Source organism: Streptomyces sp. 840.1 (assembly GCF_003751445.1).
Lineage (GTDB): Bacteria > Actinomycetota > Actinomycetes > Streptomycetales > Streptomycetaceae > Streptomyces.
Window position 1 is genome coordinate 5,736,691 of the sequence record NZ_RJUU01000001.1, and the last position, 26,369, is coordinate 5,763,059.

The window sequence follows — 26,369 nt, forward strand, 5'->3', positions numbered from 1 at the left end:
CGTTCACTCAAGGTGGAACAGGTCCTCCGCCGTGTCGATGTCGTACGCCTGAGCCACATCGGAACACTCGACGAGCGTGATCGCATCGCGGTGCGCCCGCAGATAGGCGCGCGCCCCCTGATCGCCCACCGCCCCCGCCGCGATGTCTGCCCACAGACCGGCCCCGAACAACACCGGATGGCCGCGTTCACCCTCGTACGAGGCGGCCGCCAGGCTCGTGCGGGAGCGGTAGGCCGACCGCACCCGCGCCACCGCCCCGGCGCCGATACCGGGCTGGTCGACCAGGAGTACGACGACCGCGTCCGCGTCCGTGCCGGCCAGCGCGCCGAGGCCGGCCCGCAGCGAGGAGCCCATGCCCTCGGCCCACTCGGGGTTGACGGTCACGGTGCAGCCGGACAGCTCCGCCCTGGCCCCCACCTCGTCGGCCGCCGCCCCGAGCACCACGTGGACCGGGCCGCAGCCACCGTCGCGCAGGGTGCGTACCGCGTGGTCGACGAGGAGGCCGCCGCGGTGTTCCAGCAGTGCCTTGGGGCGGCCGCCCAGCCGGCGGCCGCCGCCCGCGGCGAGGAGCAGCCCGGCGACGGTGGGGTTTGCGGCCGGGTTGACGATCGGGTTGACGGAGGGGGAGGAGTGGTGCGGATTGCTTGTCATGCGGCCTGGATACCTCACAAGCCGGGCTCCCGCACAGACGGACCGTTTCTGCAACCGCCTGTGATCGCTCGGGACACACCGAGTTCCGTTCGTGGAGTGGCGCCCGGTACCTTTCATGGCGTTAACTTGCCCGCACTCCGGGACACTTGACCAAGGTCCGGGTCTCGGTCGTGACACCGGCACAAGGATGTGCGAGGGGGAGTGCTTTGTTGAAGAGCGTGGGGCAGGCGCGGGTGACCAGCAGCAACGAGGACCCGAGGGTGACGGAGCTGCGTACAGCCGTCTCCCGGCTCCGGCGGGAGCTGGCCGGACATCCCGCGGAGTTTCCGGACCGCGCGATCGCCGAGGAGGAGCTGGCGGCGCTGGACGCGATGGCGGTCAGCGGAGCGCCCGAGATTCCCCGGCTCCGCCGCTCGCTGCTGCTGATCGCGGGGGCGATCGGCTCGGTCAGCGCGCTGGCGTCGGCGCTCAGGGACGTACGGGTCGCCGTGGATCTCTTCGGAGAGCCGCCGCGCCGCTGAAGCGGAGCGAGCGGGGCGGCGGAGCCGGCGGGATGGGCGGCGGTTCAGCGCCGGATGAGCCTGCGAGCCGTCGCCGCCGCGACCGCCGCCGTACGTGAGTCGACGCCCAGCTTGGCGTAGATGTGCACCAGGTGGGACTTCACCGTCGCCTGGCTCAGGAACAGCTTCTTGCTGATCCGCAGGTTCGACAGCCCCTCACCCACCAGTTGCAGGACCTCCAGCTCGCGCTTGGTGAGCGCCTCGGCCGGGGTCCTCATCCGGTCCATCAGCCGGTGTGCGACGGCGGGGGCGAGCGCGGACCGGCCTGCCGCAGCCGTGCGGACCGCGGCGGCCAGCTCCTCGGGCGGAGCGTCCTTCAGCAGGTAGCCTGCGGCGCCCGCCTCGACCGCGGCGAGGATGTCGGCGTCCGTGTCGTAGGTGGTCAGGATCAGCACCCGGGGCGCGTCCGGCACCGCGGTGATCGCGGCGGTGGCCGCCGAGCCGTGCAGCCCCGGGCCGAACTGCAGGTCCATCAGGACGACGTCGAACCCGCCGGTCGCGGCCAGGGCCACGGCCTGCTCGGCGGTGGCTGCCTCGGCGGCGACGTGGAAGTCCGGCTCGGTGTCCAGGACGGCCCGCAGCCCGGCCCGGACCACCGGGTGGTCATCGGCGAGCAGCAGCCTGATCGGTGTGCCCGGTGTGATGGGCGACGTCATGCGGAGTCCTGTCCGTTCGGGCCGGCGGGGAGCGGCAGGGTGAGGGCGACGGCCGTGCCCTGGCCGGGCGCCGACTCGACGCTCAGCGTGCCGCCCAGGGAACGGGCCCGCGAGCGCATGGCGGGCAGCCCGAAGCCACCGGTCCCGCTGCGGCCGGGGGCGGCGGCCGGGGAGTCCGGCGAGAAGCCCCGGCCGTCGTCGACCACGTCCAGCGACACCGAGGTGTCCATGAAGCTCAGCGTGATCTCCGCCCGTCGCGCCCCGGCGTGCCGCGCGGTGTTGGCCAGCGCCGACTGCGCGGTACGCAACAGCGCCACCTCGTACGGAGTGGGCAGCTCCACCGGAGTGCCGCTGACGGCGAACTGCACGGTGAGAGCGGCGTCCGTGCTGCGGGCCGAGAGCCGTTCCAGGGCGGCCGCCAGCGAACCGTTCGCCAGGTCGGGCGGGGTCAGGGCGCGCACGAAGCGGCGGGCCTCGGCGAGGTTGTCCTGGGCGGCCTCGCGGGCCTGGCGGACATGGGAGGTGGCGGGCGCGTCCGGCTCCAGGGTGCGTTCGGCGGCGCGCAGGAGGAGCTGAATGCTGGACAGGCCCTGCGCGAGCGTGTCGTGGATCTCCCGCGCCAGCCGTTCGCGTTCGGCGAGGGTGCCGGCCGTGCGTTCGGCCGCCGCCAGCTCCGCCCGGGTCGAGACGAGCTCCTCGATGAGTTCGCGGCGCCGCTCGCTCTCCCGGAACAGCGCGTCGTACCCGAGCACCGTCGCGACGGCCACCGCGGCGCCGAGCACCGGGCCGATGAAGGTGCCGGGCGTGACCGTCTGCCCGTGCACCAGGAAACTGGTGATGGCGGCGCCCGCGGTCACCGCCACGGCGGGCAGCCCCCAGCGCATCGGCAACAGGTGCAGCTCGAGGAAGTACAGCGGGAACGCCACCCACAGCCCGTCCGGCGACAGCGCCAGCAGCACCAGCCAGAGCGCCCCGAGCACCCCGAGCCAGTACGCCCCCGCCCGGGTCCCCGGCTGCACGACGGGGGCGAGCGCACCGCCCGCGTACGCGCCGGCCAGCACGCAGGACACCACGACGACGGCGGCGGCGTGCGGATCCCCGGCGCTCACGGCCTTGACCGCCGCCAGCGCCAGCAGCCCCAGCAGCAGGGCGTGCAGACACAGCCGCAGCGCGGCGGCGACCGGCGGATGAACACGTGTTTCCATGATTCGTCCAGCGTAGGCGGGCGGTGCCGGGGGCCGGTCAATCGAAAGGTTGATGTCGGGCCCAGCCGGCGGGCGATGTTTCCAGAGCGGCGCGGACCGACGCTGGAGTCATGTTCGTCGCATGGAGAGATCTTCGGTTCGCCAAGGGCCGGTTCGCGCTCATGGGCACGGTCGTGGTGCTGATCACGCTGCTCGTGGGTCTGCTGTCCGGCCTCACGGCCGGACTGGCCCGGGAGAACACCTCGGCCGTCACGGGGCTGAGCGCCGACCACCTGGCGTTCGCCGCCCCGCCCGACGGCCAGTCGGTGTCCTTCACCAATTCCACCGTCGAGGAGCGTGCCTGGCTGAGCTGGGCCGGGCGGCCCGGCGTCGAGAAGGCGCAGCCGCTCGGCATCCGCACGGTCAACGCCGCCTCGGTGGCGGGGGAGCGGACCTCGGCCGTCTCGGCGTTCGGCGTCGAGCCGGACAGCGGCCCGGCGCCCTTCGGCACCCGGGTGGCACCGGGGCAGGTGGTGCTCTCCGCCCAGGCGGCCGAGGACCTCTCCGCAGGGGCCGGCGACCGGCTGCGGCTCGGCGGCACCGAGGTCACCGTCGCGGCGGTCGCGGGCGACGCCTCCTACAGCCATACGCCGGTCGTGTGGACCGCGCTGGCCGACTGGCAGCGGCTCGGCGCCGACGGCGCGGGCGGCGGGGCCCACGCCACGGTGATCGCCCTGACCACGACGGAGGGCGCCGATCTGGCGGCGGGCGACCGCGCGGCCGGCACCAGCACGCTCACCCTGGACGGCTCGCTCACCGCCATCGGCTCCTACCAGGCCGAGAACGGCTCGCTCCAGCTGATGCGCGGCTTCCTGTTCGCCATCTCCGCCCTGGTCATCGGCGCCTTCTTCACCGTCTGGACGATCCAGCGCAGCGGCGACGTCGCCGTCCTCAAGGCACTCGGTGCCTCCACGCCCTATCTGCTCCGGGACGCGCTCGGGCAGGCCGTGGTGTTGCTCGCCATCGGTACGGGGACCGGCACCGCGCTCGCCTCGGGCATCGGCGCCCTGGTCAGCGGCGGGGCCGTGCCCTTCGTCCTGGAGGCGTCGACCGTCCTCGTCCCGGCGGCCGTGATGATCACCCTCGGCGCCGTCGGGGCGGCCCTGTCCATCCGGCGGATCACCGCCGTCGACCCACTCACCGCACTCGGGAGTGCCCGATGACCCTCACGCTCACCGATGTCACGCTCACCTACCCCGACGGCGACGCGCGGCTCACCGCCCTGGACCGGGTGGGACTCGACGTGCCCGCCGGCACCCTGACCGCGGTCGTCGGCCCCTCCGGCTCGGGCAAGTCGAGCCTGCTGGCCGTGGCCGCCACCCTGGTCACCCCGGACGAGGGCGCCGTCGTCGTCGCCGGGACGGACACCGCGGGGCTCGGCCGCGCGGACAAGGCGGCGCTGCGCCGCGAGCGGATCGGCATCGTCTTCCAGCAGCCGAACCTGCTGCCGTCGCTCACCGCGGCCGAGCAGCTCCAGGTCATGGCCCATCTGTCGGGCGGTGCGCCCCGGACCGCCCGGACCCGGGCGCTGGAACTGCTCGACGCGGTCGGTCTGGCCGACCAGGCCGGCCGCAGGCCGCACCAGCTCTCCGGCGGCCAGCGTCAGCGGATCAACATCGCGCGGGCGCTGATGAACGACCCGGCGGTCCTGCTCGTCGACGAACCGACCAGCGCACTGGACCACGAACGGGGTGCGGCCGTGCTCGATCTCCTCGTCACGCTGACCCGGGAGCGGTCCACGGCGACCGTCATGGTCACCCACGACCGGACGCACCTGGACCGGATGGACACGACGGTCACCATGCAGGACGGCCGGCTGACCACCCCGGCTCCGGCCCCGACCCAGGCCCAGGTCCCGGCCTCGCTCTGAGGACACGAACGACGCGGCGGTGGCCCGGAGCCTTCGAGCTCCGGGCCACCGCCGTGTCGTTCCTGCGAGCCGTCTCAGCCGGACGTCCCGCTGCTGGCCAGCGCCTCGGAGAGCTCCTTGGCCGCCTGCTGGAGAATCGGCACGATCCGCTCGGTGGCCGCCTCGGTCACCCGGCCCGCCGGACCGGAGATCGAGAGGGCGGCCGAGGTCGGCGAGTTGGGCACCGACACCGCGAGGCAGCGGACCCCTATCTCCTGCTCGTTGTCGTCCACCGCGTAGCCCGCCCTGCGCACCTGCTCCAGCGCGTCCAGGAAGCCCTCCGGGGTGGTGATCGTCTTCTCGGTGGCGGCCGGCATCCCGGTGCGCGCGAGCAGCGCCCGCACCTCGTCCGGCGGGGTGTGCGCGAGCAGCGCCTTGCCGACCCCGGTGGAGTGCGGCAGCACCCGGCGGCCCACTTCGGTGAACATGCGCATCGAGTGCTTGGACGGCACCTGCGCCACGTACACGATCTCGTCGCCGTCGAGCAGCGCCATGTTCGCCGTCTCGCCGGTCTCCTCGACCAGCCGCGCGAGATACGGGCGGGCCCAGGTGCCGAGCAGCCGTGCGGCGGACTCCCCGAGCCGGATCAGGCGCGGGCCGAGCGCGTAGCGCCGGTTGGGCTGCTGGCGCACGTATCCGCAGACCACCAGCGTGCGCATCAGCCGGTGAATGGTGGGCAGCGGCAGACCGCTGCTCGCGGAGAGCTCACTCAGCCCGACCTCGCCCCCCGCATCGGCCATCCGCTCCAGCAGATCGAAGGCGCGCTCAAGGGACTGCACACCACCGCTGGGTCCGGCGGGCTTGGAGTCGGATGTGCTGGCGTGGGACGGCGGCACGTCAACGGTCCTTTCGAAGCGGAAGAGCAAGGCAGCAGCCTATCGGGCACTTCCCGATCGGCCCACTGTTCCGGGGCGGCGTCCTGGCCGGTCAGGGCCCGTTTGTCCGGGTGTCCACCGGCAGCCGGGCGGTTCTGCGGCACCGCGTCCGGCTTATTCTACGTTCCGCTCTCCGAAATTAGTCTTTTACTTTGTGGAAATCTCCAGTCGACATCCCGAGTGGTCCGCCGACTGGCAGAAGCGGAAAATGGGGTCTTGACGGGCCGCTGTCGCGAGTGAAGACTCCTTCAACAGTTCGTTGAATTTCTTGAAGTGGGGAGCACGTGTGTCCGGTACGGACGTGAAGCTGGTACTGCGCTCGACGCGCGTCGTCACCCCCGGGGGGACACGGCCCGCGACGGTCGCCGTCACCGGCGGGAAGATCGACGCCGTCCTGGCGTACGACGCGCAGGTGCCCGAGGGCGCCCGGCTGGAGGACTTCGGCGACGACGTCCTGCTGCCCGGCCTGGTGGACACCCATGTCCATGTGAACGACCCCGGCCGCACCGAGTGGGAGGGCTTCTACACGGCCACCCGTGCCGCCGCGGCCGGCGGGATCACCACGCTGCTCGACATGCCGCTCAACTCCCTCCCGCCGACCACCACCGTCGACCACCTGCGCGTCAAGCAGCGCGTCGCGGCACCCAAGGCGCACATCGACACCGGCTTCTGGGGCGGCGCGATCCCGTCCAACGTGAAGGACCTGCGGCCCCTGTACGAGGCCGGCGTCTTCGGCTTCAAGTGCTTCCTGTCGCCCTCCGGCGTCGAGGAGTTCCCCGAGCTGGACCAGGAGCAGCTGGCCCGGTCGATGGCGGAGATCGCCGGCTTCGGCGGGCTCCTGATCGTGCACGCCGAGGACCCGCACCACCTGGCGGCCGCACCCCAGCGGGGCGGCCCCGCCTACGCGGACTTCCTCGCCTCCCGCCCGCGCGACGCCGAGAACACCGCGATCGAGGGACTGATCGCCCACGCCAAGCGGCTCGACGCCCGCGTCCATGTGCTGCACCTGTCCTCCAGCGACGCGCTGCCGCTGATCGCGGCGGCCAAGCGCGAGGGCGTACGCGTCACGGTCGAGTCCTGCCCGCACTTCCTCACCCTCACCGCCGAGGAGGTCCCGGACGGCGCCACCGAGTTCAAGTGCTGCCCGCCCATCCGTGAGGCGGCCAACCAGGACGCGCTGTGGGAGGGGCTCGCGGACGGCACCATCGACTGCATCGTGTCCGACCACTCGCCCTGCACCACCGACCTCAAGACGCCGGACTTCGCCTCCGCGTGGGGCGGGATCTCCTCCCTCCAGCTCGGCCTGCCCGCCATCTGGACCGAGGCCCGCAGGCGCGGCCACTCGCTCGACGACGTGGCCCGCTGGATGTCGGCGGCCCCCGCCGAACTGGCCGGGCTGCGCGACAAGGGCGCGATCGAGGCCGGCCGGGACGCCGACTTCGCCGTCCTCGCCCCCGACGCCACCTTCACCGTCGACCCGGCCGGGCTGTTCCACCGCAATCAGGTCACCGCGTACGCCGGCCGGACCCTGCACGGCGTCGTCAGGTCCACCTGGCTGCGCGGCGTACGGATCGCGTCGGACGGCGTCCTGACCGCGCCCACCGGCCGCCTCCTCGAAAGGGACCGCTGAACACGGCCGCGACGGGGCGCACTTGACCGTCGGCGAGAACCGGGTCCGGCACGGGGGTGACGGCCGGGGGACCGCCGCCGGTGGCTGTCCGTATTCGGGGGATACGGTGGTGGCGCGGGACCCCGCGCGGGTTGCCGCGCTCCCCGTCAGCCCTCAGCAGGAGTCGTCATGATCTTCATCGCCGTCAGGTTCACCGTCCGCAGCGCCGAGCGCGACAAGTGGCTCCCGGCCGTCGAGGACTTCACCCTCGCCACCCGCAACGAGCCGGGCAACGTCTTCTTCGACTGGTCGTACAGCGTGGAGAACCCGGACCAGTTCGTGCTGCTGGAGGCGTTCGCGTCCGCCGAGGCCGGCGCGGCCCACGTGGGCTCAGAGCACTTCGCCGCGGCCATGGACCGGATGGCGGACCTGGTTGCCGAGACGCCCGAGATCATCAATGTCGAGGTGCCGGGCGAGGGCTGGTCCCGGATGACGGAGCTCCGGCCCCGCACGAGCTGAACCGGGACCGGGAGGCCGGAGCCGTCCCGATCCCGAAGTCCGCCGGCCCCGGCCGCCGGGCCGCTCAGAACTCCTCGTGTGTCGACGGGTCCCCGCCGAACCGCTGTCGCGGTCCGGCCGTGATGCGCTCCAGCTCATGCGCCGTCAGCTCGAAGCCGAAGAGGTCAAGATTCTCGCGCTGGCGCCCCGGGTCGGCGGACTTCGGGATCGGGACGGCTCCGAGCTGGACGTGCCAGCGCAGCAGCGCCTGCCCCGGCGTCACACCGTGCGCCCGCGCGACGGCGACGAGATCCGGATCGGCCAGCAGATCGCGGCCCCGCCCCAGTGGGCTCCAGCTCTGCGTGAGGATGCCCTTGGCGGCGTGCACGGCCCGCAGCTCCTCCTGCGGCAGCCGCGGATGCATCTCGATCTGGTTGACGGCGGGCACCACGCCCGTCTCGCGTTCCAGCCGGTCCAGTTGTTCCGCGGTGAAGTTGGACACCCCGATGGACCGCACCAGCCCCTCCTCGCGGAGCCGGATCATCGCCTTCCAGGTGTCCACGTACAGATCGACACGGGGCAGCGGCCAGTGGATCAGATAGAGGTCCACGTAGGAGAGGCCGAGGTTGTGCCGGGACTCCTCGAACGAGGCCAGCGTCTTCTCGTACCCCTGGTGGCGGCCCGGCACCTTGGTGGTGACGAAGACGTCCTCCCGGGGCACGTCACTGCGGGCGATGCCGCGTCCGGTGCCGGTCTCGTTGCCGTAGTTCAGCGCGGTGTCGACGAGCCGGTAGCCGAGGCCCAGGGCCCCGGCCACGGCCTGCTCGGCCGCGTCGTCGTCCAGTGGCCAGGTGCCGAGTCCGACCGCGGGGACGGTTCGGCCGTCGTTCAGGTGGTGCGCCGGGGTCCCGGGCATGGTCTTTCCTCTCGCCGGACGGCTGGGTGTCCGGCCAGGTTAGGGCGGTGCCGGCCGCCCGCGCCTGTCCGGCTCACCCCTACCGGCCGGCCTCGCGGTGCAGCCGGGCGATGACCTCGTCCACCCGGCTCCGCTCGTAGCCGCGGCGCACGAGCTCGAAGGCCACCACGCCGGCCGGCGGGGTGCCGCCGCGGAGCCCGGTGATGTAGGCGTCGACCTGGTCGCGGTCGTAGCCGCGCCGGGCGATGCCGAAGCCGAACTCCTCGTGCAGCGGACGTTCGTGCTCCTCGCGCGACCCGCGTGACCCGAACATGCGTGCCCCCTCCGGGCGGATGGCGAATGGGTGGACGGACAGGAACCGTCCGTCCACCCTGCCACGGAACTCAGGCCGCGTGACCACCGTCCACCACGACCTCGGTCCCGGTGATGTACGCGGCCTCGTCACCCGCCAGGTAGGTGATGAGCGAGGCCACCTCGTCGGCCGTGCCGAACCGGTCCAGCGCCGTCGCGGCCCGCTGTCCGGCGGCGAACGGGCCGTCGGCCGGGTTGAGATCGGTGTCCACCGGTCCGGGCTGGACCAGGTTGACGGTGATCCCGCGCGGGCCGAGCTCACGGGCGAGCGGCTTGGTGAGCCCCGACAGCGCGGACTTGCTCATCGCGTAGAGCGTGCCGCCCGGTCCGCCCGCGAACCGGCTCAGGGCCGTACCGAGGGTGATGATGCGGCCGCCGCGCTCCATCAGCCCGGCCGCTGCCTGGCAGGCCAGGAAGACGGCCCGCACGTTGACGGCGAGCACCTGGTCGACATCGGCGGTGGTGAGGGCGTCGATGGGGCCGAGGACACCGATGCCCGCGTTGTTGACCAGGATGTCGAGCCGGCCGAACGTCTCCACCGTCCGGTGCACCGCCGCCGGGACGGCCTCCGCGTCGGCCGAGTCCGCGCGCAGGGCGACCGCGCGGCGGCCGCACGCCTCGATCTTCCGGACGGTCTCCTGGGCGGCCGCCTCGTCCCTGGCGTAGGTCAGTGCCACATCGGCGCCGTCCTGCGCGAGCCGCAGAGCGGTCGCGGCCCCGATGCCCCGGCTGCCGCCGGTGACGAGCGCGACGCGGTTCGAGCCGGCGGCGAGGTTGTTGTCGCTGGTGCTGTTCATCAGGGTTCCTGTCCGTTGCCGGTGGTGGTGTCGCCGGTTGGCTGACAAGGACAAGGAAAGTTCTTCTGCGGCCCGGGGGCCGGCGGGAAACGGACGCCCACTCCGCTTCGATGTTCCGGCCGGCCGATGAGTTGCGGCCCGCACGGGGGTCGGAACAGATGGAAGCGGAACCCGGCCATTGCCGAGTCGCGGCCATTCCCGAGTTCCAGAAGGAGCAGGACCATGGCGAAGCTGACCCTCATCACCTTCCTGACGCTCGACGGCGTCATGCAGGCCCCGGGCGCACCCGAGGAGGACCCGAGCGACGGATTCGAGTACGGCGGCTGGCAGGCCCCGGTCATCGACCGGGACTCGTCGCAGTTCGTCGGGGAGATGTTCGACCGCTCGGCGGCCTTCCTGCTGGGCAGGCGGACCTACGACATCTTCGCCGGGTACTGGCCGGGCATCACCGACCCCGGCAACCCGGTCGCCTCCCGGCTCAACCGGTATCCCAAGTACGTCGTCTCGACCACCCTGGAGAAGGCCGGCTGGGAGAACACCACCGTGATCTCCACCGATGTCGCCGCGGAGGTCGCCCGGGTCAAGGAGCGCACGCAAGGGGGCGAGGTGCAGATCTACGGCAGTGGCGTGCTCGCCCGGTCCCTGATGGCGCACGGCCTGATCGACGAGTACAACCTGCTGGTCCACCCCGTCGTGCTGGGCGCCGGCAAGCGGCTGTTCACGGACGGCGGGCTGCCGACGGCCTTCGAGCTGACTGGCGCCCGCATGACCCCCAACGGCATCGCGATCAACACCTACCGGCCCACCGGCCGGGCCGAGTTCGGGTCCATCCCCGACGGCACCTGAACGAGCGTCCAGTGAACGGCCGCCACGTCGAAGGCGCTACGTGACCGGCCGCCACGACAACCACCCGCGTGGTCAGCCGGCCTGCGGCGGGGCCCAGTCCGGCGAACGGCCGAGCGCCGACAGGACGAGCGCGAAGGTGCCCGCCCCGCCGCCCTCCACCTGATCGCCGACGGGCAGCGCGGGCCGGAAGGCCGCACCCGGCCGTTCGCGCGACTCGCCGCCGGGGACGCGCAGGGCGATGGGCAGCGCGGCCTCGACGACGTCCGCAGGAAAGACGGGCCGCGACCCGAGCGAGGCCGCCGCGTCCCAGGAATGCACGACGTAGTCGATGAAGTGGAACCCGATCGCGGCCGGTGCGGCGAACGTCGCGGCGGCGTCGATCTCCGGGAGCGCGAACCGCCGCTCCAGCACGCCCGGTTCGGCGAACGCCTCCAGCACGGCGTCGGCCGCCTCGCGATACCGGGCGGCCGGGTCGTCCCCGTACGGGCGGGTCCGCCAGGTGTCCGCGCCGGCCCCCCGGCCTCGCGCGGCGGCGGCGAACCCGAGGTGCTGGGCGCCCATGTGCTCGACGAGGCGGCGCAGCGTCCAGTCGGAGCAGGGCGAGGGCCGGTCCCAGTCGCCGGGGCCCGCGCTCCGCACGATGCGTACGGATTCCAGCACTGCGGCCCGGTCGAGCTGCACGATGTCCACGGTCGGGGTTCCTTTCACCGGGTGTTCGGGCGGGTTCGGGGTGGCGGGGAGTCAGGCCGACGGCGTCGGCCACGGCGTCGCTCCGGTGACCAGCGGCCAGGCGGATTCGCGGAGGTCGGCGGGGGAGGTGTACGGGGCCGTCCAGGTCGCGGAACGCAGGGCGCCGCGGTCGCGGTGCGCGCGGACGATGCGCCGGTGGTCGGGGCGGGCGACGAAGCCCATCAGGTGCTCGTGGGCGGTCCACACGGTGATGGAACCGGAACGGTTCATCCGGGGGCCCACGTCCACCCACAGCCACATGCCGACCGCGCCCGGGGTCGCCGGCCAGGTGCGGCGCAGCCGCATCCCCGCGGTCCCGACGGACAGCGTGCTCCAGGGGCGGTGCGTGACGAACTCGGTGACGCCGACGACGACTTCGGTCCCTGGTTCCACGGTCGGGGCGGCGGGGCCGCCCCGCCAGTGCGTGCTCCAGAGGGTGTGCGGCACGGGCGGTCCTTCCCTGCGTGGTTCGGCCGGACCGCCGCGGGGCTCCGCGGCGGATGACTGTGACCATACAGTTGAACGAACGATCGTGCTATTAGTTACGGCCGGGCCGCCCCGGACGGTTCACCGGTGCGTGCCCCCGCTACCCGGTGCCGGGCAGGGATGACGCGTCCGTCGCCACCGCCCGCAGCCGACCCAGGATCGCGCGCGCCGCCCGCGTGTAGCCCTCCGGGCTGTCCCGGAGCACCGAGTCGCCGTTGGCCAGCTCCAGGAACGCGATGATCTCGAAGGCGAGCTGGGGGACGTCGCAGTCCTCCCGGATCTCGCCCAGCACCCGCGCCTCCTCGATCCGGCGCTCCACGAAGGCGACCCAGTCGGCCTGCGCGGCCACGACCGCGTCGTGCACCGGGCCCTCGCGCGCGTCGAACTCCGCGATGGCCGCGTAGAAGAAGCAGCCCCCCGGGAACACCCGCCGCTCCGAGTAGGCGATCCAGCGCTCGTACAGCTCCCGGACCCGCCCCAGCCCGGCCGGAACGGCCCGTACCGGCTGCACGACGTGCTCGTCGTACACCGCGGCGGCGGCTCGCACGGTGGCCAGCTGGAGCTCCTCCTTGGAGCCGAAGAGGGCGAACACGCCGCTCTTGCTCAGCCGGAGCTCGGTGGCGAGCCGGCCCAGCGAGAGGCCTTCCAGGCCCTCCACCGAGGCGACCGCGGCCGCGTGCGCGAGAACCAGCTGCCGGGTGCGGTTGCCCCGCTCGACCCTTCCGTCCTGGCGTGCTCCCGCCATCTGGCGACTCCGTGCTCGGTGGGGTGCGGGGCGGCGTGCGTCGGACCGGCCCCGGGGCTCGCCATTGTAGGAGTGCGGCCGGTACGGTGATCGCTCCGCGTGCGAGCCAGTGAGGTCTCCGCATCCTGCCTGTGGAGAACCAGGAGAATCCGGGTGTCCTCGATCGCCGTACCCGTCCTCGCCCCGCCGCGCCGGGCGTGGCTCACCGATCTGCCCGTCCTGCTGGTCGCGGTGGTCTGGGGCTCCAGCTACCTGGCCGCCAAGGGCATCACCACGGCGCACACCGTCATCGCCGTCCTCGTCCTCAGATTCGCCGTGGTGCTGCCCGTCCTGGTGGCCGCCGGGTGGCGCAGGCTCTCGGCGCTGACCGCCGCGCAGTGGCGGGGTGCGGGGCTGCTGGGCCTGGTGCTCAGCGGGATCTTCCTGGTGGAGACGTACGGCATCGTGCACACCTCGGCGACCAACGCCGGGCTCATCATCAGCCTCACCATGGTCTTCACCCCGCTCGCCGAGGCCGCGGTGACCCGCGTCCGGCCGCCCGGCACCTTCCTCGCCGCCGCCGCGCTCTCCGTGGCCGGTGTGGTGCTGCTGACCCAGGGCGGCGGATTCACCAGCCCGTCGGCGGGTGATCTGCTGATGCTCGTCGCCGCCCTGGCCCGCACCCTCCACGTGCTGCTCATGGCACGCATCAAGTCCGTCCGGTCGGCGGACTCGCTCTCCCTGACCACCGTCCAGCTCGGCAGCGCGGTCGCCGTCTTCGCACTGCTGGCCGCCGTCCCCGGTACCGGCGATTCGCCGTGGTCGGTCGCCGCCGGATTCGGCGTCCGCGAGTGGGGCGGGCTGCTCTTCCTCTCGGTCTTCTGCACGCTCTTCGCGTTCTTCGTGCAGATGTGGTCCGTACGCCGCACCTCGCCGTCCCGGGTCAGTCTGCTGCTCGGTACGGAACCGCTCTGGGCCGCGGCCGTCGGCATCGCGATCGGCGGCGAACGCCTCGGCGTCCTCGGAGCGGCGGGCGCGGTCCTGGTGCTCGCGGGCACGGCCTGGGGGCGGCGCAGCACGGCCCCGGCTACTCCTTGACCGAGTCCGACGCGATCATGACGGCTGTCCCCGTCACCGCCAGCACGATGCTGACGAACAACGAGTAGTCGCCGACGAACGGCAGCCGCTGCACCAGACCGAAGAAGTGGAACCAGCCGAACCACTCGTGGAGCAGCCCGGCGGCACCCTGGGCGAAGAGCAGGAAGCCGACCGTCTCGCAGAGTTTCTTCATGGGGGCGAGCCTGACGGGCCGGGCGTCCTCGCCGCATCGGCCGGTGGTCCGGGCCGCTCGGCCGAAAGTCTTCCCTTCCGCGACTTTGGTCGCCTCCCCGCCCCGAACCGCCGGAAGCCGTCCTTCCCCTGCGTAGCTTTGCCGATATGACGCGTACGGAGTACCCCTGGCTGCTGCCCTCGGCGATGGCCGACCCCGAGCTGCCCGGAGACCGGGACGGCCGCTCCCGCCGTACCGTGCGCGACTGGATCGTCGACATCATGGCGTTCGTCTGCGCGGCGGGCATCGGACTGGCGACCCTCGCCACGATCGAGGCGGACCCCACCACACCCGAGGGTGTCCTCTTCGTGGACTCGCTGATCGGCGCCGCGGCCTGCTGCGCGCTGTGGTTCCGGCGGCGGTGGCCGGCCGGCCTCGCGGTGGCGCTGACGCTGCTGTCCACCGTGGAGCCCGTCGCGGCCGGAGCGCTGCTGGTGGCCCTGTTCAGCGTGGCCGTGCACCGGCCGTTCCGCCCTGTCGCCCTCGTCGGCGCCGGCGCTCTGGCCGTCGCCCCGATCCAGCCCTACGTGCGCCCGGACCCGAGCACCTCGTTCATGGCGTCCACGATCGTCGGAGTGCTGCTGATCCTGCTGGTGCTCAGCTGGGGCATGGTCGTACGGTCCAGACGCCAGCTGGTCGTCACCCTGCGCGAGCGCGCCCGCCGCGCCGAGACCGAGGCCGCACTGCGCGCCGAACAGGCCCAGCGGCTGGCCCGCGAGGACATCGCCCGGGAGATGCACGACGTCCTCGCCCACCGGCTGACCCTGCTCAGCGTCCACGCCGGAGCCCTGGAATTCCGGCCCGACGCGCCCCCCGCCGAGGTGGCCCGCGCCGCCGGAGTCATCCGGGACAGCGCGCACGAGGCGCTCCAGGACCTCCGCGAGATCATCGGCGTACTGCGCAGCCCCCGGGACGGCGAGGGCGACCGCCCGCAGCCCACCCTCGCCACGCTCGACGCGCTGATCGCCGAATCCCGCCTGGCCGGGATGAAGGTCGCCCTCGACAACCACCTGGCCGACCCGGCCGCGGCGCCCGCCGCCACCGGCCGCACCGTCTACCGCATCGCCCAGGAGGGCCTGACCAACGCCCGCAAGCACGCGCCCGGCACCGAGGTCACCGTCAGGGTCAGCGGCGGCCCGGGGCAGGGCATCACCGTCGAGGTCCGCAACCCGGCCCCCACCGAGCCCTTCGAGCAGGTGCCCGGGTCCGGCCAGGGCCTCATCGGCCTGACCGAACGGGCCACCCTCGCCGGCGGCCGGCTCGACCACGGACCGGAACCTGGCGGTGGGTTCGCGGTCCGGGCTTGGCTACCGTGGCCGTCATGACCAACCCGACTCCCGCCCCCGCCGGCCGGCCCGTGCGGCTTCTCATCGTCGACGACGACCCGCTCGTACGGGCCGGGCTCACCCTGATGCTCGGCGGCGCCGACGACATCGACATCGTGGGGGAGGGGGCCGACGGCAGCGAGGCACCCGGACTCGTCGAACGGCTCCGGCCGGACGTCGTCCTCATGGACATCCGGATGCCGGTCATGGACGGGCTGACCGCCACCGAGGTGCTGCGCGGCCGCCCCGACGCACCCGAGATCATCGTCCTGACCACGTTCCACGCCGACGAACAGGTGCTGCGCGCGATCCGTGCCGGAGCGGCCGGCTTCGTGCTCAAGGACACCCCGCCCGGACAGATCGTCGACTCCGTGCGCCGGGTCGCGGCCGGCGACCCTGTCCTGTCGCCCGCGGTCACCCGGCAGCTCATGGCCCGAGCCGCCGGCCCCGGACGGGAGGAGAAGGCCGGCCGCGCGCAGGAGGCCCGCCGGCGGCTCGAACTGCTCGCCGACCGCGAACGCGAGGTGGCCGTTGCCGTCGGGCACGGCCGTTCCAACGCGGAGATCGCCGCGGCGCTCTACCTGAGCGTGGCCACCGTGAAGACCCAGGTGTCTCGGATTCTGGCCAAGTTCGACTTCAACAACCGTGTCCAGATCGCCCTGTTGGTCCACGATGCGGGCCTGTTGGACGACGGTGACGGGCCCGGCCTGTCCTGATCTCTCCGTCCGGTGCGGGCCCGGCGGCATACGCTGAACCGGCCGGCCCTCGCGGCCGGACCGATCAGACCGGGAGGGTGGGCCCATGTCCGATGTCGATGCGGATCTGCGCGGGTTCGCGGACTTCACCGCGAACCCGTACCCGTACTACGAGAAGATGCGCGTCGCGGGACCGGTGCACTGCGTCCGGACCGACGAGTTCGACCGGGTGTGGCTGGTCGTCGGGTACGACGAGGGGCGTTCCGTCCTGGCCGACCAGCGGTTCGGCAAGGACTGGCGGACGCTGCCCGGCCAGACGGGTGCGGGCGACCCGATCAACGCCAACATGCTGGAGATGGACGCACCCGACCACACGCGGCTGCGCAAGCTGGTCGCGCGGGAGTTCACCCCCCGCCGGATCGAGGCGCTGCGGCCCCGCGTGCGGCAGATCACCGACGCGCTGCTCGACGCGATGCTGCCGGCCGGGCAGGCGGATCTCGTCGACGCCTTCGCCTTCCCGCTGCCCATCACCGTCATCTGCGAACTCATCGGAGTGCCCGACCTGGACCGGGACGCCTTCCGCCTGCTGTCCAACGGCGTGGTCTCCCCTGCCGGTGCGCAGGGAAACGGCGACGCGGTCCGCGCCATGGGCGGCTATCTCGCCGAGCTGATCGAGATCAAGCGCCGCTCGCCGGGCGACGACCTGCTGAGTGCGCTGATCGCCGCGCGGTACGAGGACGAGGACGCACTGTCGCCCGACGAACTGGTCGGCATGGCCTTCCTGTTGCTCGTCGCAGGGCACGAGACGACGGTCAACCTGATTGCCAACGGGGTACGGGCCCTGCTCGAACACCCGGAACAACTGGCCGCTCTGCGGGCCGACTTCGGGCTGATCGACGGGGCGGTCGAGGAGATGCTCCGCTACGACGGACCGGTGGAGACCGCCACCTTCCGGTTCGCCCGGGAGGCCGCGACGATCGGCTCGACGGCCGTCGCGGCCGGTGATCCGGTGCTGGTCGCCCTGGCGGGCGCCGACCGCGACCCCGGCCGCTACCCGGAACCGGACCGGTTCGACATCCGCCGCGAGACGCAGGGGCACCTGGCCTTCGGACACGGCGTGCACTTCTGCATGGGTGCGCCGCTGGCCCGGATGGAGGGCCGCATCGCGGTCCGCGCGCTGCTGGAGCGGTGCCCAGGACTCGTACTCGACCCGGACGCGGGGGAGCCGGACTGGCTGCCCGGCATGCTGATCCGGGGGACGCGGACGCTCCCGGTGCGCTGGTGAGACGGACGCCGACACGATGTGCCGACAAGACATGCCGACTGTGCGTGCCGACTGTGCGCGCTGACGAGAAGTGCTGACGGGAAGTGCTGACAGGACGTGCCGGTGATGCCTGCCGGATGAGGCGGACGTGCTGTGTGGGACAGAAAGGAACGTCATGACCGGACTCGACCTGGAGACGGCCCGCAAGGTGCTCGACAGCCAGCCGTTCAGCGCACTCGTCGGAGCGCGGATCACCGCGTTCGGCGACGGCGGGGCGACGCTGGAGATCGACGGCCGCGAGGAACTCCGGCAGCAGAACGGATTCATGCACGGCGGGGTGCTCGCGTACGCCGCCGACAACGCGCTCACCTTCGCCGCCGGAACGACGCTCGGCCCGGCCGTGCTGACCGGCGGGTTCTCGATCCAGTACCTGCGGCCCGCGACCGGCGTCGGACTCGTCGCCCGCGCCCTCGTCGTTCACACCGGCCGCCGGCAGGCCGTGGCCCGCTGCGATCTGTTCACCGTTGACGCGGGCGGCGCCGAAACCCTGTGCGCGGTCGCCCAGGGCACCGTCCTGAACGCCTCGTCGTCCTGAAGGAGTCCCGCGTGACCACGCAGGAGGCAGTCGACCTCGGAGCCATGGGGGACAGCTTCACCCGCGACCCGTACAGCGTGTACGCGGCCCTGCGGGCCCGGGGCCCCGTCCACCGGGTCCGCATCCCGGAGGGCACACCCGCCTGGCTCGTCGTCGGGTACGAGGAGGGCCGCGCCGCGCTCGCGGACCAGCGGCTCTCCAAGCAGTGGGCCAGGGCCTCGCCCGCGCTCGGCCTGACCCAGGTCGCCTCGGGGACGTCCATGCTCAGCACGGACGCACCCGTGCACACCCGGCTGCGCAAGCTGGTCACCCGGGAGTTCACGCCCCGCCGCATGCAGCAGCTCGTGCCGCGCGTGCGGCGGATGACCGACGGACTCCTCGACACGATGCTGGCCCTGCCCGGCCGCCGTACCGACCTCGTCGAGTCGCTGGCGTTCCCGCTGCCGATGTCCGTCATCTGTGAACTGCTCGGGGTGCCCTTCCTGGACCGCCGGGCCTTCCGGACGTGGTCCAACACCGCGGTGTCCTCCATCGACGGGGCGGCGCGGCGGGCGGCCACCGCCGACATGTCCGGCTATCTGGCCGGGCTCCTCGACGACAAGCGCGCACAGCCGGGCGACGACCTGATGAGCGCGCTGATCCACACCGCCGACGAGGACGGCGACCGGCTCTCGGCCGAGGAACTGATGGGCATGGCCTGGCTGTTGCTGGTGGCCGGCCACGAGACCACGGTGAGCCTCATCTCCAACGGGGTGCTCGCCCTGCTCACCCATCCCGAGCAGCTCGCGGCGCTGCGGGCGCAGCCCGCGCTGATCGACAACGCGGTGGAGGAGATGCTGCGTTACGCCGGCCCGATCGAGACGCCCACCTACCGCTTCACCACCGGCCCGCTCGACATCGGCGGCACGGTGATCCCGGGCGGCGGCGAGCTGGTCCTGATCGCGACGGCGGACGCCAACCGCGATCCGGACCGCTACCCGGACGGGGACCGCTTCGACATCACCAGGGACGCCCGGGGGCACGTCGCCTTCGGACGCGGCATCCACTACTGCCTGGGCGCGCCGCTGGCCCGGATCGAGGCGGCGGTGGCGGTCGGAGCACTGCTGGAACGCTGCCCCGGCCTGGCCCTGGACGCGGATCCGGACACGCTGACCTGGCGGACCGGGATGCTCATCCGGGGACCGGAAGGCCTGCCGGTCCGGTGGTGAGGTCCCCAAGCCCCCGCCCGTGTCTCAGGCCCCGGGGATCTCCGCCAGCTCCACCGGCCGGCGCTCCCGGCGCGAGAGCTCGCACGCCTCCGCGACCCGCAGCGCGTGCAGGGCCTCCAGGCCGTCGCACGGATTGGCGGCCTCGCCGCGCACCAGCCGCACGAACGCGTCCAGTTCGGCCTCGTACGCCGGGGCGAAGCGGTCCAGGAACCCCGGCCAGGGCTTGGCCGGGGCCGCGGGGCCCTGCGGTTCGGCGGAGGTGATCGGGGTGCGGTCGTCCAGGCCGACCACGAGTTGGTCCAGCTCCCCGGCGAGCTCCATCCGCACGTCGTACCCGGCGCCGTTGCAGCGGGTCGCCGTCGCTGTGACCAGGGTGGCGTCGTCGAGGGTCAGCAGCGCCGCCGCGGTGTCCACGTCGCCCGCCTCACGGAACATCGCGGGCCCCGCGTCCGAGCCGGTGGCGTACACCCGGGTCACCTCACGGCCCGTCACCCAGCGCACCATGTCGAAGTCGTGGATCAGGCAGTCCCGGTACAGCCCGCCGGAGAGCGGCAGATAGGCCGCGGGCGGCGGCGCCGGGTCGGAGGTCACCGTGCGCACGGTGTGCAGCCGGCCCAGCGCCCCGCCGCGCACGGCCGTGCGCGCCGCCGTGTACCCCGCGTCGAACCGGCGCATGAACCCCAGCTGGAGCACGCTCCCCGCCTCCCGGGTCTCGCGCAGCGCGGCCAGTGTGCCCGCCAGGTCGAGGGCGACGGGCTTCTCGCAGAACGCGGGCAGCCCTGCGCGTGCGGCCCGGCCGATCAGCTCGGCGTGCGCCGCGGTGGCCGAGGCGATCACCACGGCGTCGACGCCCGCGCCGAACACCTCCGCGGCGGAGCCGGCGGTGTTCGCTCCGGTACGTCGGGCGACCTCCGCCGCTCGGGCCGGGTCGGTGTCCGTCACCACCAGGGCGTCCACCGAGGGGTGGCGGGACAGCACGCCCGCGTGGAAGGAGCCGATCCGGCCGGTGCCGATGAGTCCGATGCGCATGGACCCAACGTGCCGGTCACCGGCAACGCTGTCAACTATATGTCCTGACAAAGCAACGAGGGTGTCGGAGCGGTGCCCGCCGCCTCCCGCCGCCCCGCCACAGCCCGCCCCGGCCGGGAAATTCACGCCCGCCCCGCCGGGCCCCGCCTCACTCCTTCGATTTCCGCCTCCCCGTACGGTGACAGCGCCCCACGACTTCCGTACGGTGTCGGAGGCTTCCCGGCTTCTCGTACGGCGCCGGGGACGGCACCAGGCCGCCCCCGGCGCCGTACGCGCCCCGTCCCGACACACGCGCCGCGCCCTGCCGGGTGACGGCGGTGGCGGCTCGGGGATACTTGCCCAGCCGGACCGGGACCGTACGGGGCCCGGCTCCACCAGCAGCACAACGAGCAGCACGAGAAGGGCACGGAGTCGTGGCAAGGGTTCGGACAGGGGTACGTGCGATGGGCGCCGTGCTTGCGGCGGTGCTCGGGGCTTCCCTCATGGGATGCAGCAGCACCGGCGGCAAGCGGGCGGAGGACCGGGCGGCGCAGGCCGCCGCCGAGGGCCGGTCCGCGGTGAACACGCCCCGCTGGACCTTCGCCATGGTCACCCACTCGGGCGACGGCGACACCTTCTGGGACATCGTCCAGAAGGGCGCCAAGATGGCGGCGGGCAAGGACAACATCAACTTCCTGTACTCGCACAACGACGAGGCGCAGCAGCAGGCGCAGCTGGTCCAGGCCGCCATCGACAAGAAGGTCGACGGGCTGATCGTCACGCTCGCCAAGCCCGACGCCATGAAGGACGTCGTCGCCAAGGCCACCAAGGCCGGCATCCCGGTGATCACGGTGAACTCGGGCGTCGCGGAGTCCAAGCAGTTCGGCGCGCTCACCCACATCGGCCAGGACGAGTCCATCGCCGGTGAGGCCGTCGGCGACGAGCTCAACAAGCGCGGCCGCAAGAAGGCCCTGTGCATCCTGCACGAGCAGGGCAACGTGGGCCACGAGCAGCGCTGCGCCGGAGCGAAGAAGGCCTTCGACGGGCAGATCCAGAACCTGTACGTCGAGGGCACCAACATGCCGGACGTCCAGGCCTCCATCGAGGCGAAGCTCCAGGCCGACAAGGACATCGACGCGGTCGTCACCCTCGGCGCGCCGTTCGCGGACGCCGCCGTCAAGGCGAAGCAGACCGCCGGCAGCAAGGCCGAGATCGACACCTTCGACCTGAACGCCAAGGTCGCGGCCGAGCTGAAGGCCAAGACCCTCGGCTTCGCCGTCGACCAGCAGCCCTACCTCCAGGGTTACGAGGCCGTCGACCTGCTCTGGCTCTACCGCTACAACCGCAACGTGCTCGGCGGCGGCCGCCCCGTCCTGACCGGCCCGCAGGTCATCACCTCCGCCGACGCCGCCCAGCTCGCCGAGTACGCGGACCGGGGAACCCGATGACCGCGGCCTCCGGATCGTCGTCGCCCGCCGGGACGGACGAGCGGCTGCTGCGCACCTCACCGCTGCGCAAGCTGCTCGGCCGCCCCGAGCTGGGCTCGGTCGTCGGCGCGCTGGCCGTCTTCCTCTTCTTCGCGATCGTCGCCGACAGCTTCCTGCGCGCCACCAGCTTCGGCACCGTGCTGTACGCGGCCTCCACCATCGGGATCATGGCCGCGCCGGTGGCGCTGTTGATGATCGGCGGCGAGTTCGACCTGTCGGCGGGGGTGATGGTCACCAGCTCCGCACTGATCTCGTCGATGTTCAGCTACCAGATGACGGCCAACGTCTGGGTCGGCGTCTTCGTGTCGCTGCTGGTCACGCTCGCCATCGGCGCGTTCAACGGCTTCATGCTGACGCGCACCAAACTGCCGAGCTTCATCATCACGCTCGGCACCTTCCTGATGCTGACCGGCCTGAACCTCGGCTTCACCAAGCTGATCAGCGGCACCGTCTCGACGAAGACCATCGGCAACATGGAGGGCTTCCCCTCCGCCCGCAAGCTCTTCGCCTCCTACTGGACCGTCGGCGGCGTCGAGCTGAAGGTGACCATCCTGTGGTGGGCCGTGCTCGTCGCAGTCGCCACCTGGATCCTGCTCCGTACCCGCTTCGGCAACTGGATCTACGCCGTCGGCGGCGGCGCCGACGCGGCGCGCGCGGTCGGTGTCCCGGTCATCCGGACCAAGATCGGGCTCTACCTCGGGGTGGCCTTCGCCGCCTGGGTCTCCGGACAGCACCTGCTGTTCAGCTACGACGTGGTGCAGTCCGGCGAGGGTGTCGGCAACGAGCTGATCTACATCATCGCGGCCGTCATCGGCGGCTGCCTGATCACCGGCGGCTACGGCTCCGCGATCGGCTCGGCGGTCGGCGCCTTCATCTTCGGCATGACCAGCAAGGGCATCGTGTACGCGGAGTGGAACCCGGACTGGTTCAAATTCTTCCTCGGAGCGATGCTGCTCCTGGCCACCCTGCTCAACGCATGGGTACGCAAGCGCGCGGAGGCGACGAAATGACGGCCCCCACGGCACCGGACGTGCCGCAGGACACCGATCCGCGGGCGCTGGTCGAGCTCGACCACGTCAGTAAGTTCTACGGCAACATCAAGGCGCTGGAGGACGTCTCGCTGGAGGTGCACGCGGGCGAGATCTCCTGCGTCCTCGGTGACAACGGCGCCGGCAAGTCCACCCTGATCAAGATCATCGCGGGGCTGCACCGGCACGACGCCGGAAGCTTCCTCGTGGACGGCGAGGAAACCACGCTCGCCAACCCGCGCGACGCCCTGGACCGGGGCATCGCCACGGTCTACCAGGACCTCGCGGTCGTCCCGCTGATGCCGGTCTGGCGGAACTTCTTCCTCGGCTCCGAGCCGACCACCGGCGTGGGCCCCTTCAAGCGCCTCGACGTCCGCCTGATGCGTGAGACGACCCGCTCCGCGCTGCTGCGGATGGGCATCGACCTGCGCGACGTCGACCAGCCCATCGGCACCCTGTCCGGCGGCGAGCGCCAGTGCGTGGCCATCGCACGGGCGGTCCACTTCGGCGCCAAGGTGCTCGTCCTGGACGAGCCGACCGCGGCGCTCGGCGTCAAGCAGTCCGGCGTCGTCCTCAAGTACGTCGCCGCCGCCAGGGACGCCGGGCTCGGCGTGGTCCTCATCACGCACAACCCGCACCACGCGTATCTGGTCGGTGACCGCTTCGTACTGCTCAAGCGTGGCGCCATGGCCGGCAGCCACACCAAGGGCGGCATCACGCTGGACGAGCTCACCCGCCAGATGGCGGGCGGCAGCGAGCTGGAGGAGCTCAGCCACGAGCTGGAGCGGACCCCCGGCCCGGACCTGCGGGGCGGCCCCGCCGCGAAGCACGACACCCCGTAGTCAGCGGGGCCGCCGACCCCGTCCGGCAGCCCCGCCGCCCCGGCAGTGGCAGAATCGGGGCCGACGGGCGCCGCCCGCCGCCGGGATCAGACCGACCCCGGCCACCCCCGACCCCCCAGGGACGATGAGCACGTACCGCGACTTCACGCACCGCGGCTCCGCCCGCGCCACCGTCCTGCGGACCGTCGGCACCCGGGAGCGGCGCTCGCACCTCACCGCGCCGCGGGTCCCCACCGTCGGCATCGACATCGGGGGGACGAAGGTGATGGCCGGCGTCGTCGACGCCGACGGCAACATCCTGGAGACCCTGCGCACCGAGACGCCCGACAAGTCCAAGAGCCCCAAGGTCGTCGAGGACACCATCGTCGAGCTGGTCCTCGACCTCTCCGACCGCCACGACGTGCACGCGGTGGGCATCGGCGCGGCCGGCTGGGTCGACGCGGACCGGTCCAAGGTGCTGTTCGCCCCCCACCTCGCCTGGCGCGACGAACCCCTGCGCGACGCCATCGCCTCCCGGCTGGTCGTCCCGGTCATGGTCGACAACGACGCCAACACCGCCGCCTGGGCCGAATGGCGCTTCGGCGCCGGCCGGGGCGAGGACCACCTCGTCATGATCACACTGGGTACCGGCATCGGCGGCGCCATCCTGGAGGACGGTCAGGTCAAGCGGGGCAAGTACGGCGTCGCCGGTGAGTTCGGCCACATGCAGGTGGTGCCCGGCGGCCACCGCTGCCCCTGCGGCAACCGGGGCTGCTGGGAGCAGTACAGCTCCGGGAACGCCCTCGTCCGCGAGGCCAGGGAACTGGCCGCCGCGGACTCCCCGGTGGCCCACGGAATCATCGAGCGGGTCAAGGGCAACATCCCCGACATCACCGGACCGCTCATCACCGAACTGGCCCGCGAGGGCGATGCGATGTGCATCGAACTCCTCCAGGACATCGGCCAGTGGCTCGGCGTCGGCATCGCCAATCTGGCCGCCGCGCTCGACCCCTCCTGCTTCGTCATCGGAGGCGGTGTCAGCGCCGCCGACGACCTGCTGATCGGACCGGCCAGGGACGCCTTCAAACGCCACCTCACCGGCCGCGGCTACCGGCCCGAGGCGCGGATCGCGAAAGCGCAGCTCGGCCCCGAGGCGGGTATGGTCGGCGCCGCCGACCTCGCCAGACTGGTGGCCCGCAGGTTCCGCCGTACCAACCGCCGCCGCGTCGAGCGGTACGAGCGGTACGCGCAGATCTACGACCAGGCAGCGAGCACCATCCGTAACACTCGCAACACCCGCACTTCCTAGGGACCCCCAGAGCCATGACCGCAGCCGAGCACCCCGTCGTGCCGCGTCAGTCCCGCCGCCCGAGCAGGGCGACGGGCGGCTGCCCGAGGACCGGCGCAGAACGATCCGCCGGCGCCTGATCACGGCGACCATCATCGTGCTGCTCATCGGGATCCCGGCCGGATACCTGCTGATCTCCGCGAGCCAGAGCCGCCGCTCCGGCGAGGACAAGGCCGCCGAGGCCGCGGCGCAGGGGCTCCGCGAGGGCTGGCCGTCCCGGATGCTGCGCCGGATCTTCGAGGTGCCGATCCCGTGGGACGCGCAGGACGTCGAGTACTACGAGACCAACAACTGGAAGGCCAGCCGGATGTACGTGCAGTTCCGCACGTCCTCCAACGGTCTCGACCGCTTCCTGACCAACGTCGGCACCGGCCGCGCGGCCCTGACCGAGGGCAGGATCACCGTCGGCGCCCGCGACACGAAGGTCGCGGGCTGGTACTTCGGCGAAGGCGTCGCGTGGTCGGGCACCACGCACACCAACAAGGACCCGCGCCCCACCCAGGACATCACCGTCGACATGACCGACCCGATGGCCCCGGTCGTGTACGTCGTGTCCGCAGCCACCCCTGACGCTCCCGGGCCGGGCTGGTCCGGCTCGGCGCGAGACGCGGGAGAACCCCGTCGGCCGGAGCCGACGGGGGTCCCGCGGACGGCTGCGCGAGGTCAGACGCGGTCTGCCGCGATCAGGAGGTACTGGAAGGACCCGTCCTTGTACGAGTTGATGAACGCGTCCTCGATCCCCGTCACCAGCGAGGACGTGGCCCGCAGCTCCCAGTAGGGCAGGGTGTCGGGGGTGAGGTCGATGATGGTCTGGGGCACCAGCCGGTTGTCGGCCATGGCGCGGAGGTACTCCCGGCGCGAGTGGATGTTGCACTCGAAGTGCGCGTTGATCTGCGAGACCCACTTCGAGGGCTGGCCGTACCGCGGGTTCCAGCAGCCGGTGATGGTCACGTAGCGGCCACCGATCTCCAGGACGCGGGAGTGCTCCGCGAACAGGTCGTGGAGGTCGACGTACATGCTCGACTCGTTGTTCCAGGAGGCCGCCGCCGACCCGGTCTCGAACGGGGTGGCCAGCATGTTGCAGACGCGCGCCCGGACATGGTCCTGGAGGCCGAGCTCGCCGGCCCGGCCGTTGGCGAAGTCGGCCTGCTTGGCGGAGAGCGTGACGCCCTCGACCTTGCACCCGAAGCGCTGGTGGCCATCACCATCGAGCCGCCGCGGCCGCAGCCGGCGTCCAGCAGGGTGTCCTCGCGCCCGATGTCCCCGAGGTGGCCCAGGAGGAACTCGGCCTGGGCCGACTCCAGTCGGTGGAGTTCGGAGATCAGCTTCTTCTCGCTCGCGCCGTCCCCGGCGTCACCGAGCGCCGAGGTGTCCACCGCACCGATGCCGTAGTGGTGGTGGTAGAGCCC

28 protein-coding genes and 2 pseudogenes are annotated in these 26,369 nt (G+C 72.4%); 17 read left to right on the forward strand and 13 right to left on the reverse strand.

The genetic code is table 11. The annotated features are described in order from the left end of the window. Positions 1-3: 3 nt before the first annotated feature. A complete protein-coding gene (locus tag EDD93_RS26190; protein ID WP_398904941.1) occupies positions 4-651 on the reverse strand; it encodes an NTP transferase domain-containing protein in 648 nt (215 codons plus the stop codon). Between the two features lie 218 nt (positions 652-869). On the opposite strand from EDD93_RS26190, the gene EDD93_RS26195 reads away from it, so the two are divergent. Further along, the gene (locus tag EDD93_RS26195; protein WP_185092526.1) at positions 870-1,172 is read left to right on the forward strand and encodes a DUF5955 family protein; all 303 of its coding nucleotides are present in this window, start codon (positions 870-872) and stop codon (positions 1,170-1,172) included. Positions 1,173-1,216: 44 nt separating this feature from the next. On the opposite strand, the gene EDD93_RS26200 is transcribed toward EDD93_RS26195, so the two are convergent. Further along, positions 1,217-1,867 carry a response regulator transcription factor gene (locus tag EDD93_RS26200; protein WP_123527487.1) on the reverse strand — a complete coding sequence of 217 codons (651 nt, stop codon included), beginning with the start codon at positions 1,865-1,867 and terminating at the stop codon, positions 1,217-1,219. Beyond that, positions 1,864-3,072 (reverse strand): sensor histidine kinase, encoded by a 1,209-nt coding sequence (locus EDD93_RS26205; RefSeq protein ID WP_123527488.1) that lies wholly within the window; start codon positions 3,070-3,072, stop codon positions 1,864-1,866. Before EDD93_RS26205 ends, EDD93_RS26200 begins: the two co-directional genes overlap by 4 nt. Positions 3,073-3,182: 110 nt before the next feature. On the opposite strand from EDD93_RS26205, the gene EDD93_RS26210 reads away from it, so the two are divergent. Together EDD93_RS26210 and EDD93_RS26215 are read left to right on the forward strand one after the other, a co-directional pair. Then, complete coding sequence (locus EDD93_RS26210; protein ID WP_123527489.1) at positions 3,183-4,274, forward strand: ABC transporter permease; 1,092 nt, start codon at positions 3,183-3,185, stop codon at positions 4,272-4,274. Then, positions 4,271-4,981, forward strand: coding sequence for an ABC transporter ATP-binding protein (locus tag EDD93_RS26215; protein ID WP_123527490.1), 711 nt, complete (start codon positions 4,271-4,273; stop codon positions 4,979-4,981). Before EDD93_RS26210 ends, EDD93_RS26215 begins: the two co-directional genes overlap by 4 nt. A 74-nt stretch (positions 4,982-5,055) precedes the next feature. Here the strand turns inward: EDD93_RS26215 and EDD93_RS26220 are convergent, their stop codons facing one another. Then, positions 5,056-5,856: an IclR family transcriptional regulator gene (locus tag EDD93_RS26220; protein ID WP_123527491.1), complete on the reverse strand. Its 801-nt coding sequence runs from the start codon at positions 5,854-5,856 to the stop codon at positions 5,056-5,058. Between the two features lie 325 nt (positions 5,857-6,181). On the opposite strand from EDD93_RS26220, the gene allB reads away from it, so the two are divergent. Further along, positions 6,182-7,525: an allantoinase AllB gene (allB, locus tag EDD93_RS26225; protein ID WP_123527492.1), complete on the forward strand. Its 1,344-nt coding sequence runs from the start codon at positions 6,182-6,184 to the stop codon at positions 7,523-7,525. 168 nt (positions 7,526-7,693) lie between these two features. Continuing rightward, positions 7,694-8,023 (forward strand): putative quinol monooxygenase, encoded by a 330-nt coding sequence (locus tag EDD93_RS26230; RefSeq protein ID WP_123527493.1) that lies wholly within the window; start codon positions 7,694-7,696, stop codon positions 8,021-8,023. A gap of 64 nt (positions 8,024-8,087) precedes the next feature. On the opposite strand, the gene EDD93_RS26235 is transcribed toward EDD93_RS26230, so the two are convergent. The 3 genes from EDD93_RS26235 to EDD93_RS26245 form a co-directional block, all read right to left on the reverse strand. Then, the gene (locus EDD93_RS26235; RefSeq protein WP_123527494.1) at positions 8,088-8,918 is read right to left on the reverse strand and encodes an aldo/keto reductase; all 831 of its coding nucleotides are present in this window, start codon (positions 8,916-8,918) and stop codon (positions 8,088-8,090) included. Positions 8,919-8,997: 79 nt separating this feature from the next. Next, complete coding sequence (locus EDD93_RS26240) at positions 8,998-9,231, reverse strand: hypothetical protein (protein WP_123527495.1); 234 nt, start codon at positions 9,229-9,231, stop codon at positions 8,998-9,000. 70 nt (positions 9,232-9,301) lie between these two features. Beyond that, a complete protein-coding gene (locus EDD93_RS26245) occupies positions 9,302-10,066 on the reverse strand; it encodes a 3-oxoacyl-ACP reductase family protein (protein ID WP_123527496.1) in 765 nt (254 codons plus the stop codon). A gap of 222 nt (positions 10,067-10,288) precedes the next feature. On the opposite strand from EDD93_RS26245, the gene EDD93_RS26250 reads away from it, so the two are divergent. Further along, complete coding sequence (locus EDD93_RS26250; RefSeq protein ID WP_123527497.1) at positions 10,289-10,912, forward strand: dihydrofolate reductase family protein; 624 nt, start codon at positions 10,289-10,291, stop codon at positions 10,910-10,912. Positions 10,913-10,984: 72 nt separating this feature from the next. Here EDD93_RS26250 and EDD93_RS26255 read toward each other — a convergent pair whose 3' ends face one another. From EDD93_RS26255 to EDD93_RS26265, 3 genes are all read right to left on the reverse strand, one after another. After that, entirely contained in the window at positions 10,985-11,602 is a 618-nt protein-coding gene (locus EDD93_RS26255; protein WP_123527498.1) for a TIGR03086 family metal-binding protein, read from the reverse strand. 51 nt (positions 11,603-11,653) lie between these two features. Further along, entirely contained in the window at positions 11,654-12,088 is a 435-nt protein-coding gene (locus tag EDD93_RS26260) for a hypothetical protein (RefSeq protein WP_123527499.1), read from the reverse strand. Between the two features lie 139 nt (positions 12,089-12,227). Beyond that, complete coding sequence (locus EDD93_RS26265) at positions 12,228-12,872, reverse strand: TetR/AcrR family transcriptional regulator (RefSeq protein WP_123527500.1); 645 nt, start codon at positions 12,870-12,872, stop codon at positions 12,228-12,230. Between the two features lie 153 nt (positions 12,873-13,025). Between EDD93_RS26265 and EDD93_RS26270 the strand changes: the two genes are divergently transcribed. Beyond that, the gene (locus tag EDD93_RS26270) at positions 13,026-13,949 is read left to right on the forward strand and encodes a DMT family transporter (RefSeq protein ID WP_123527501.1); all 924 of its coding nucleotides are present in this window, start codon (positions 13,026-13,028) and stop codon (positions 13,947-13,949) included. Here the strand turns inward: EDD93_RS26270 and EDD93_RS26275 are convergent. Then, positions 13,939-14,142 (reverse strand): hypothetical protein, encoded by a 204-nt coding sequence (locus tag EDD93_RS26275; protein ID WP_123527502.1) that lies wholly within the window; start codon positions 14,140-14,142, stop codon positions 13,939-13,941. The genes EDD93_RS26270 and EDD93_RS26275 overlap by 11 nt on opposite strands. Positions 14,143-14,288: 146 nt before the next feature. On the opposite strand from EDD93_RS26275, the gene EDD93_RS26280 reads away from it, so the two are divergent. The 5 genes from EDD93_RS26280 to EDD93_RS26300 all read left to right on the forward strand — a co-directional run bounded on the left by EDD93_RS26280 (position 14,289) and on the right by EDD93_RS26300 (position 19,268). Then, complete coding sequence (locus EDD93_RS26280) at positions 14,289-15,506, forward strand: sensor histidine kinase (RefSeq protein ID WP_123527503.1); 1,218 nt, start codon at positions 14,289-14,291, stop codon at positions 15,504-15,506. Continuing rightward, the gene (locus EDD93_RS26285; protein WP_123527999.1) at positions 15,503-16,222 is read left to right on the forward strand and encodes a response regulator transcription factor; all 720 of its coding nucleotides are present in this window, start codon (positions 15,503-15,505) and stop codon (positions 16,220-16,222) included. The genes EDD93_RS26280 and EDD93_RS26285 overlap by 4 nt, the downstream gene beginning before the upstream one ends. A gap of 85 nt (positions 16,223-16,307) precedes the next feature. Further along, positions 16,308-17,486, forward strand: a complete 1,179-nt coding sequence (locus EDD93_RS26290) for a cytochrome P450 (protein WP_123527504.1) — start codon at positions 16,308-16,310, stop codon at positions 17,484-17,486. A gap of 154 nt (positions 17,487-17,640) precedes the next feature. Beyond that, positions 17,641-18,060 (forward strand): PaaI family thioesterase, encoded by a 420-nt coding sequence (locus EDD93_RS26295; RefSeq protein WP_123527505.1) that lies wholly within the window; start codon positions 17,641-17,643, stop codon positions 18,058-18,060. Positions 18,061-18,071: 11 nt separating this feature from the next. After that, positions 18,072-19,268 (forward strand): cytochrome P450, encoded by a 1,197-nt coding sequence (locus EDD93_RS26300; RefSeq protein ID WP_123527506.1) that lies wholly within the window; start codon positions 18,072-18,074, stop codon positions 19,266-19,268. Between the two features lie 24 nt (positions 19,269-19,292). On the opposite strand, the gene EDD93_RS26305 is transcribed toward EDD93_RS26300, so the two are convergent. Beyond that, positions 19,293-20,297 carry a Gfo/Idh/MocA family oxidoreductase gene (locus tag EDD93_RS26305; RefSeq protein WP_123527507.1) on the reverse strand — a complete coding sequence of 335 codons (1,005 nt, stop codon included), beginning with the start codon at positions 20,295-20,297 and terminating at the stop codon, positions 19,293-19,295. 443 nt (positions 20,298-20,740) lie between these two features. On the opposite strand from EDD93_RS26305, the gene EDD93_RS26310 reads away from it, so the two are divergent. The 5 genes and pseudogenes from EDD93_RS26310 to EDD93_RS26330 all read left to right on the forward strand — a co-directional run. Beyond that, complete coding sequence (locus EDD93_RS26310) at positions 20,741-21,724, forward strand: sugar ABC transporter substrate-binding protein (RefSeq protein ID WP_123527508.1); 984 nt, start codon at positions 20,741-20,743, stop codon at positions 21,722-21,724. Beyond that, positions 21,721-22,773, forward strand: coding sequence for an ABC transporter permease (locus tag EDD93_RS26315; RefSeq protein WP_123527509.1), 1,053 nt, complete (start codon positions 21,721-21,723; stop codon positions 22,771-22,773). Before EDD93_RS26310 ends, EDD93_RS26315 begins: the two co-directional genes overlap by 4 nt. Then, positions 22,770-23,633, forward strand: a complete 864-nt coding sequence (locus EDD93_RS26320) for an ATP-binding cassette domain-containing protein (RefSeq protein ID WP_123527510.1) — start codon at positions 22,770-22,772, stop codon at positions 23,631-23,633. The genes EDD93_RS26315 and EDD93_RS26320 overlap by 4 nt, the downstream gene beginning before the upstream one ends. A 124-nt stretch (positions 23,634-23,757) precedes the next feature. After that, positions 23,758-24,921: an ROK family glucokinase gene (locus EDD93_RS26325; protein WP_123527511.1), complete on the forward strand. Its 1,164-nt coding sequence runs from the start codon at positions 23,758-23,760 to the stop codon at positions 24,919-24,921. A gap of 14 nt (positions 24,922-24,935) precedes the next feature. Then, positions 24,936-25,528 (forward strand): annotated as a pseudogene (locus EDD93_RS26330) (hypothetical protein); the annotation flags it as partial. A 95-nt stretch (positions 25,529-25,623) separates the two neighbouring features. Here EDD93_RS26330 and EDD93_RS26335 read toward each other — a convergent pair. Continuing rightward, positions 25,624-26,369, reverse strand: a pseudogene (locus EDD93_RS26335) (geranyl diphosphate 2-C-methyltransferase); the annotation flags it as partial.

What these genes read in the sequence shown, in the direction of transcription:
- EDD93_RS26285 (WP_123527999.1), top strand. Translation starts at nt 15,503, where the DNA reads ATGACCAACCCGACTCCCGCCCCCGCCGGCCGGCCCGTGCGGCTTCTC.
- EDD93_RS26240 (WP_123527495.1), bottom strand. Translation starts at nt 9,231, where the DNA reads ATGTTCGGGTCACGCGGGTCGCGCGAGGAGCACGAACGTCCGCTGCAC.
- EDD93_RS26275 (WP_123527502.1), bottom strand. Translation starts at nt 14,142, where the DNA reads ATGAAGAAACTCTGCGAGACGGTCGGCTTCCTGCTCTTCGCCCAGGGT.
- EDD93_RS26210 (WP_123527489.1), top strand. Translation starts at nt 3,183, where the DNA reads ATGTTCGTCGCATGGAGAGATCTTCGGTTCGCCAAGGGCCGGTTCGCG.
- EDD93_RS26325 (WP_123527511.1), top strand. Translation starts at nt 23,758, where the DNA reads ATGAGCACGTACCGCGACTTCACGCACCGCGGCTCCGCCCGCGCCACC.
- EDD93_RS26310 (WP_123527508.1), top strand. Translation starts at nt 20,741, where the DNA reads ATGGGCGCCGTGCTTGCGGCGGTGCTCGGGGCTTCCCTCATGGGATGC.
- EDD93_RS26320 (WP_123527510.1), top strand. Translation starts at nt 22,770, where the DNA reads ATGACGGCCCCCACGGCACCGGACGTGCCGCAGGACACCGATCCGCGG.
- EDD93_RS26265 (WP_123527500.1), bottom strand. Translation starts at nt 12,872, where the DNA reads ATGGCGGGAGCACGCCAGGACGGAAGGGTCGAGCGGGGCAACCGCACC.
- EDD93_RS26230 (WP_123527493.1), top strand. Translation starts at nt 7,694, where the DNA reads ATGATCTTCATCGCCGTCAGGTTCACCGTCCGCAGCGCCGAGCGCGAC.
- EDD93_RS26295 (WP_123527505.1), top strand. Translation starts at nt 17,641, where the DNA reads ATGACCGGACTCGACCTGGAGACGGCCCGCAAGGTGCTCGACAGCCAG.
- EDD93_RS26235 (WP_123527494.1), bottom strand. Translation starts at nt 8,918, where the DNA reads ATGCCCGGGACCCCGGCGCACCACCTGAACGACGGCCGAACCGTCCCC.
- EDD93_RS26280 (WP_123527503.1), top strand. Translation starts at nt 14,289, where the DNA reads ATGACGCGTACGGAGTACCCCTGGCTGCTGCCCTCGGCGATGGCCGAC.
- EDD93_RS26215 (WP_123527490.1), top strand. Translation starts at nt 4,271, where the DNA reads ATGACCCTCACGCTCACCGATGTCACGCTCACCTACCCCGACGGCGAC.
- EDD93_RS26200 (WP_123527487.1), bottom strand. Translation starts at nt 1,867, where the DNA reads ATGACGTCGCCCATCACACCGGGCACACCGATCAGGCTGCTGCTCGCC.
- EDD93_RS26290 (WP_123527504.1), top strand. Translation starts at nt 16,308, where the DNA reads ATGTCCGATGTCGATGCGGATCTGCGCGGGTTCGCGGACTTCACCGCG.
- EDD93_RS26245 (WP_123527496.1), bottom strand. Translation starts at nt 10,066, where the DNA reads ATGAACAGCACCAGCGACAACAACCTCGCCGCCGGCTCGAACCGCGTC.
- EDD93_RS26190 (WP_398904941.1), bottom strand. Translation starts at nt 651, where the DNA reads ATGACAAGCAATCCGCACCACTCCTCCCCCTCCGTCAACCCGATCGTC.
- EDD93_RS26315 (WP_123527509.1), top strand. Translation starts at nt 21,721, where the DNA reads ATGACCGCGGCCTCCGGATCGTCGTCGCCCGCCGGGACGGACGAGCGG.
- EDD93_RS26250 (WP_123527497.1), top strand. Translation starts at nt 10,289, where the DNA reads ATGGCGAAGCTGACCCTCATCACCTTCCTGACGCTCGACGGCGTCATG.
- EDD93_RS26305 (WP_123527507.1), bottom strand. Translation starts at nt 20,297, where the DNA reads ATGCGCATCGGACTCATCGGCACCGGCCGGATCGGCTCCTTCCACGCG.
- EDD93_RS26205 (WP_123527488.1), bottom strand. Translation starts at nt 3,072, where the DNA reads ATGGAAACACGTGTTCATCCGCCGGTCGCCGCCGCGCTGCGGCTGTGT.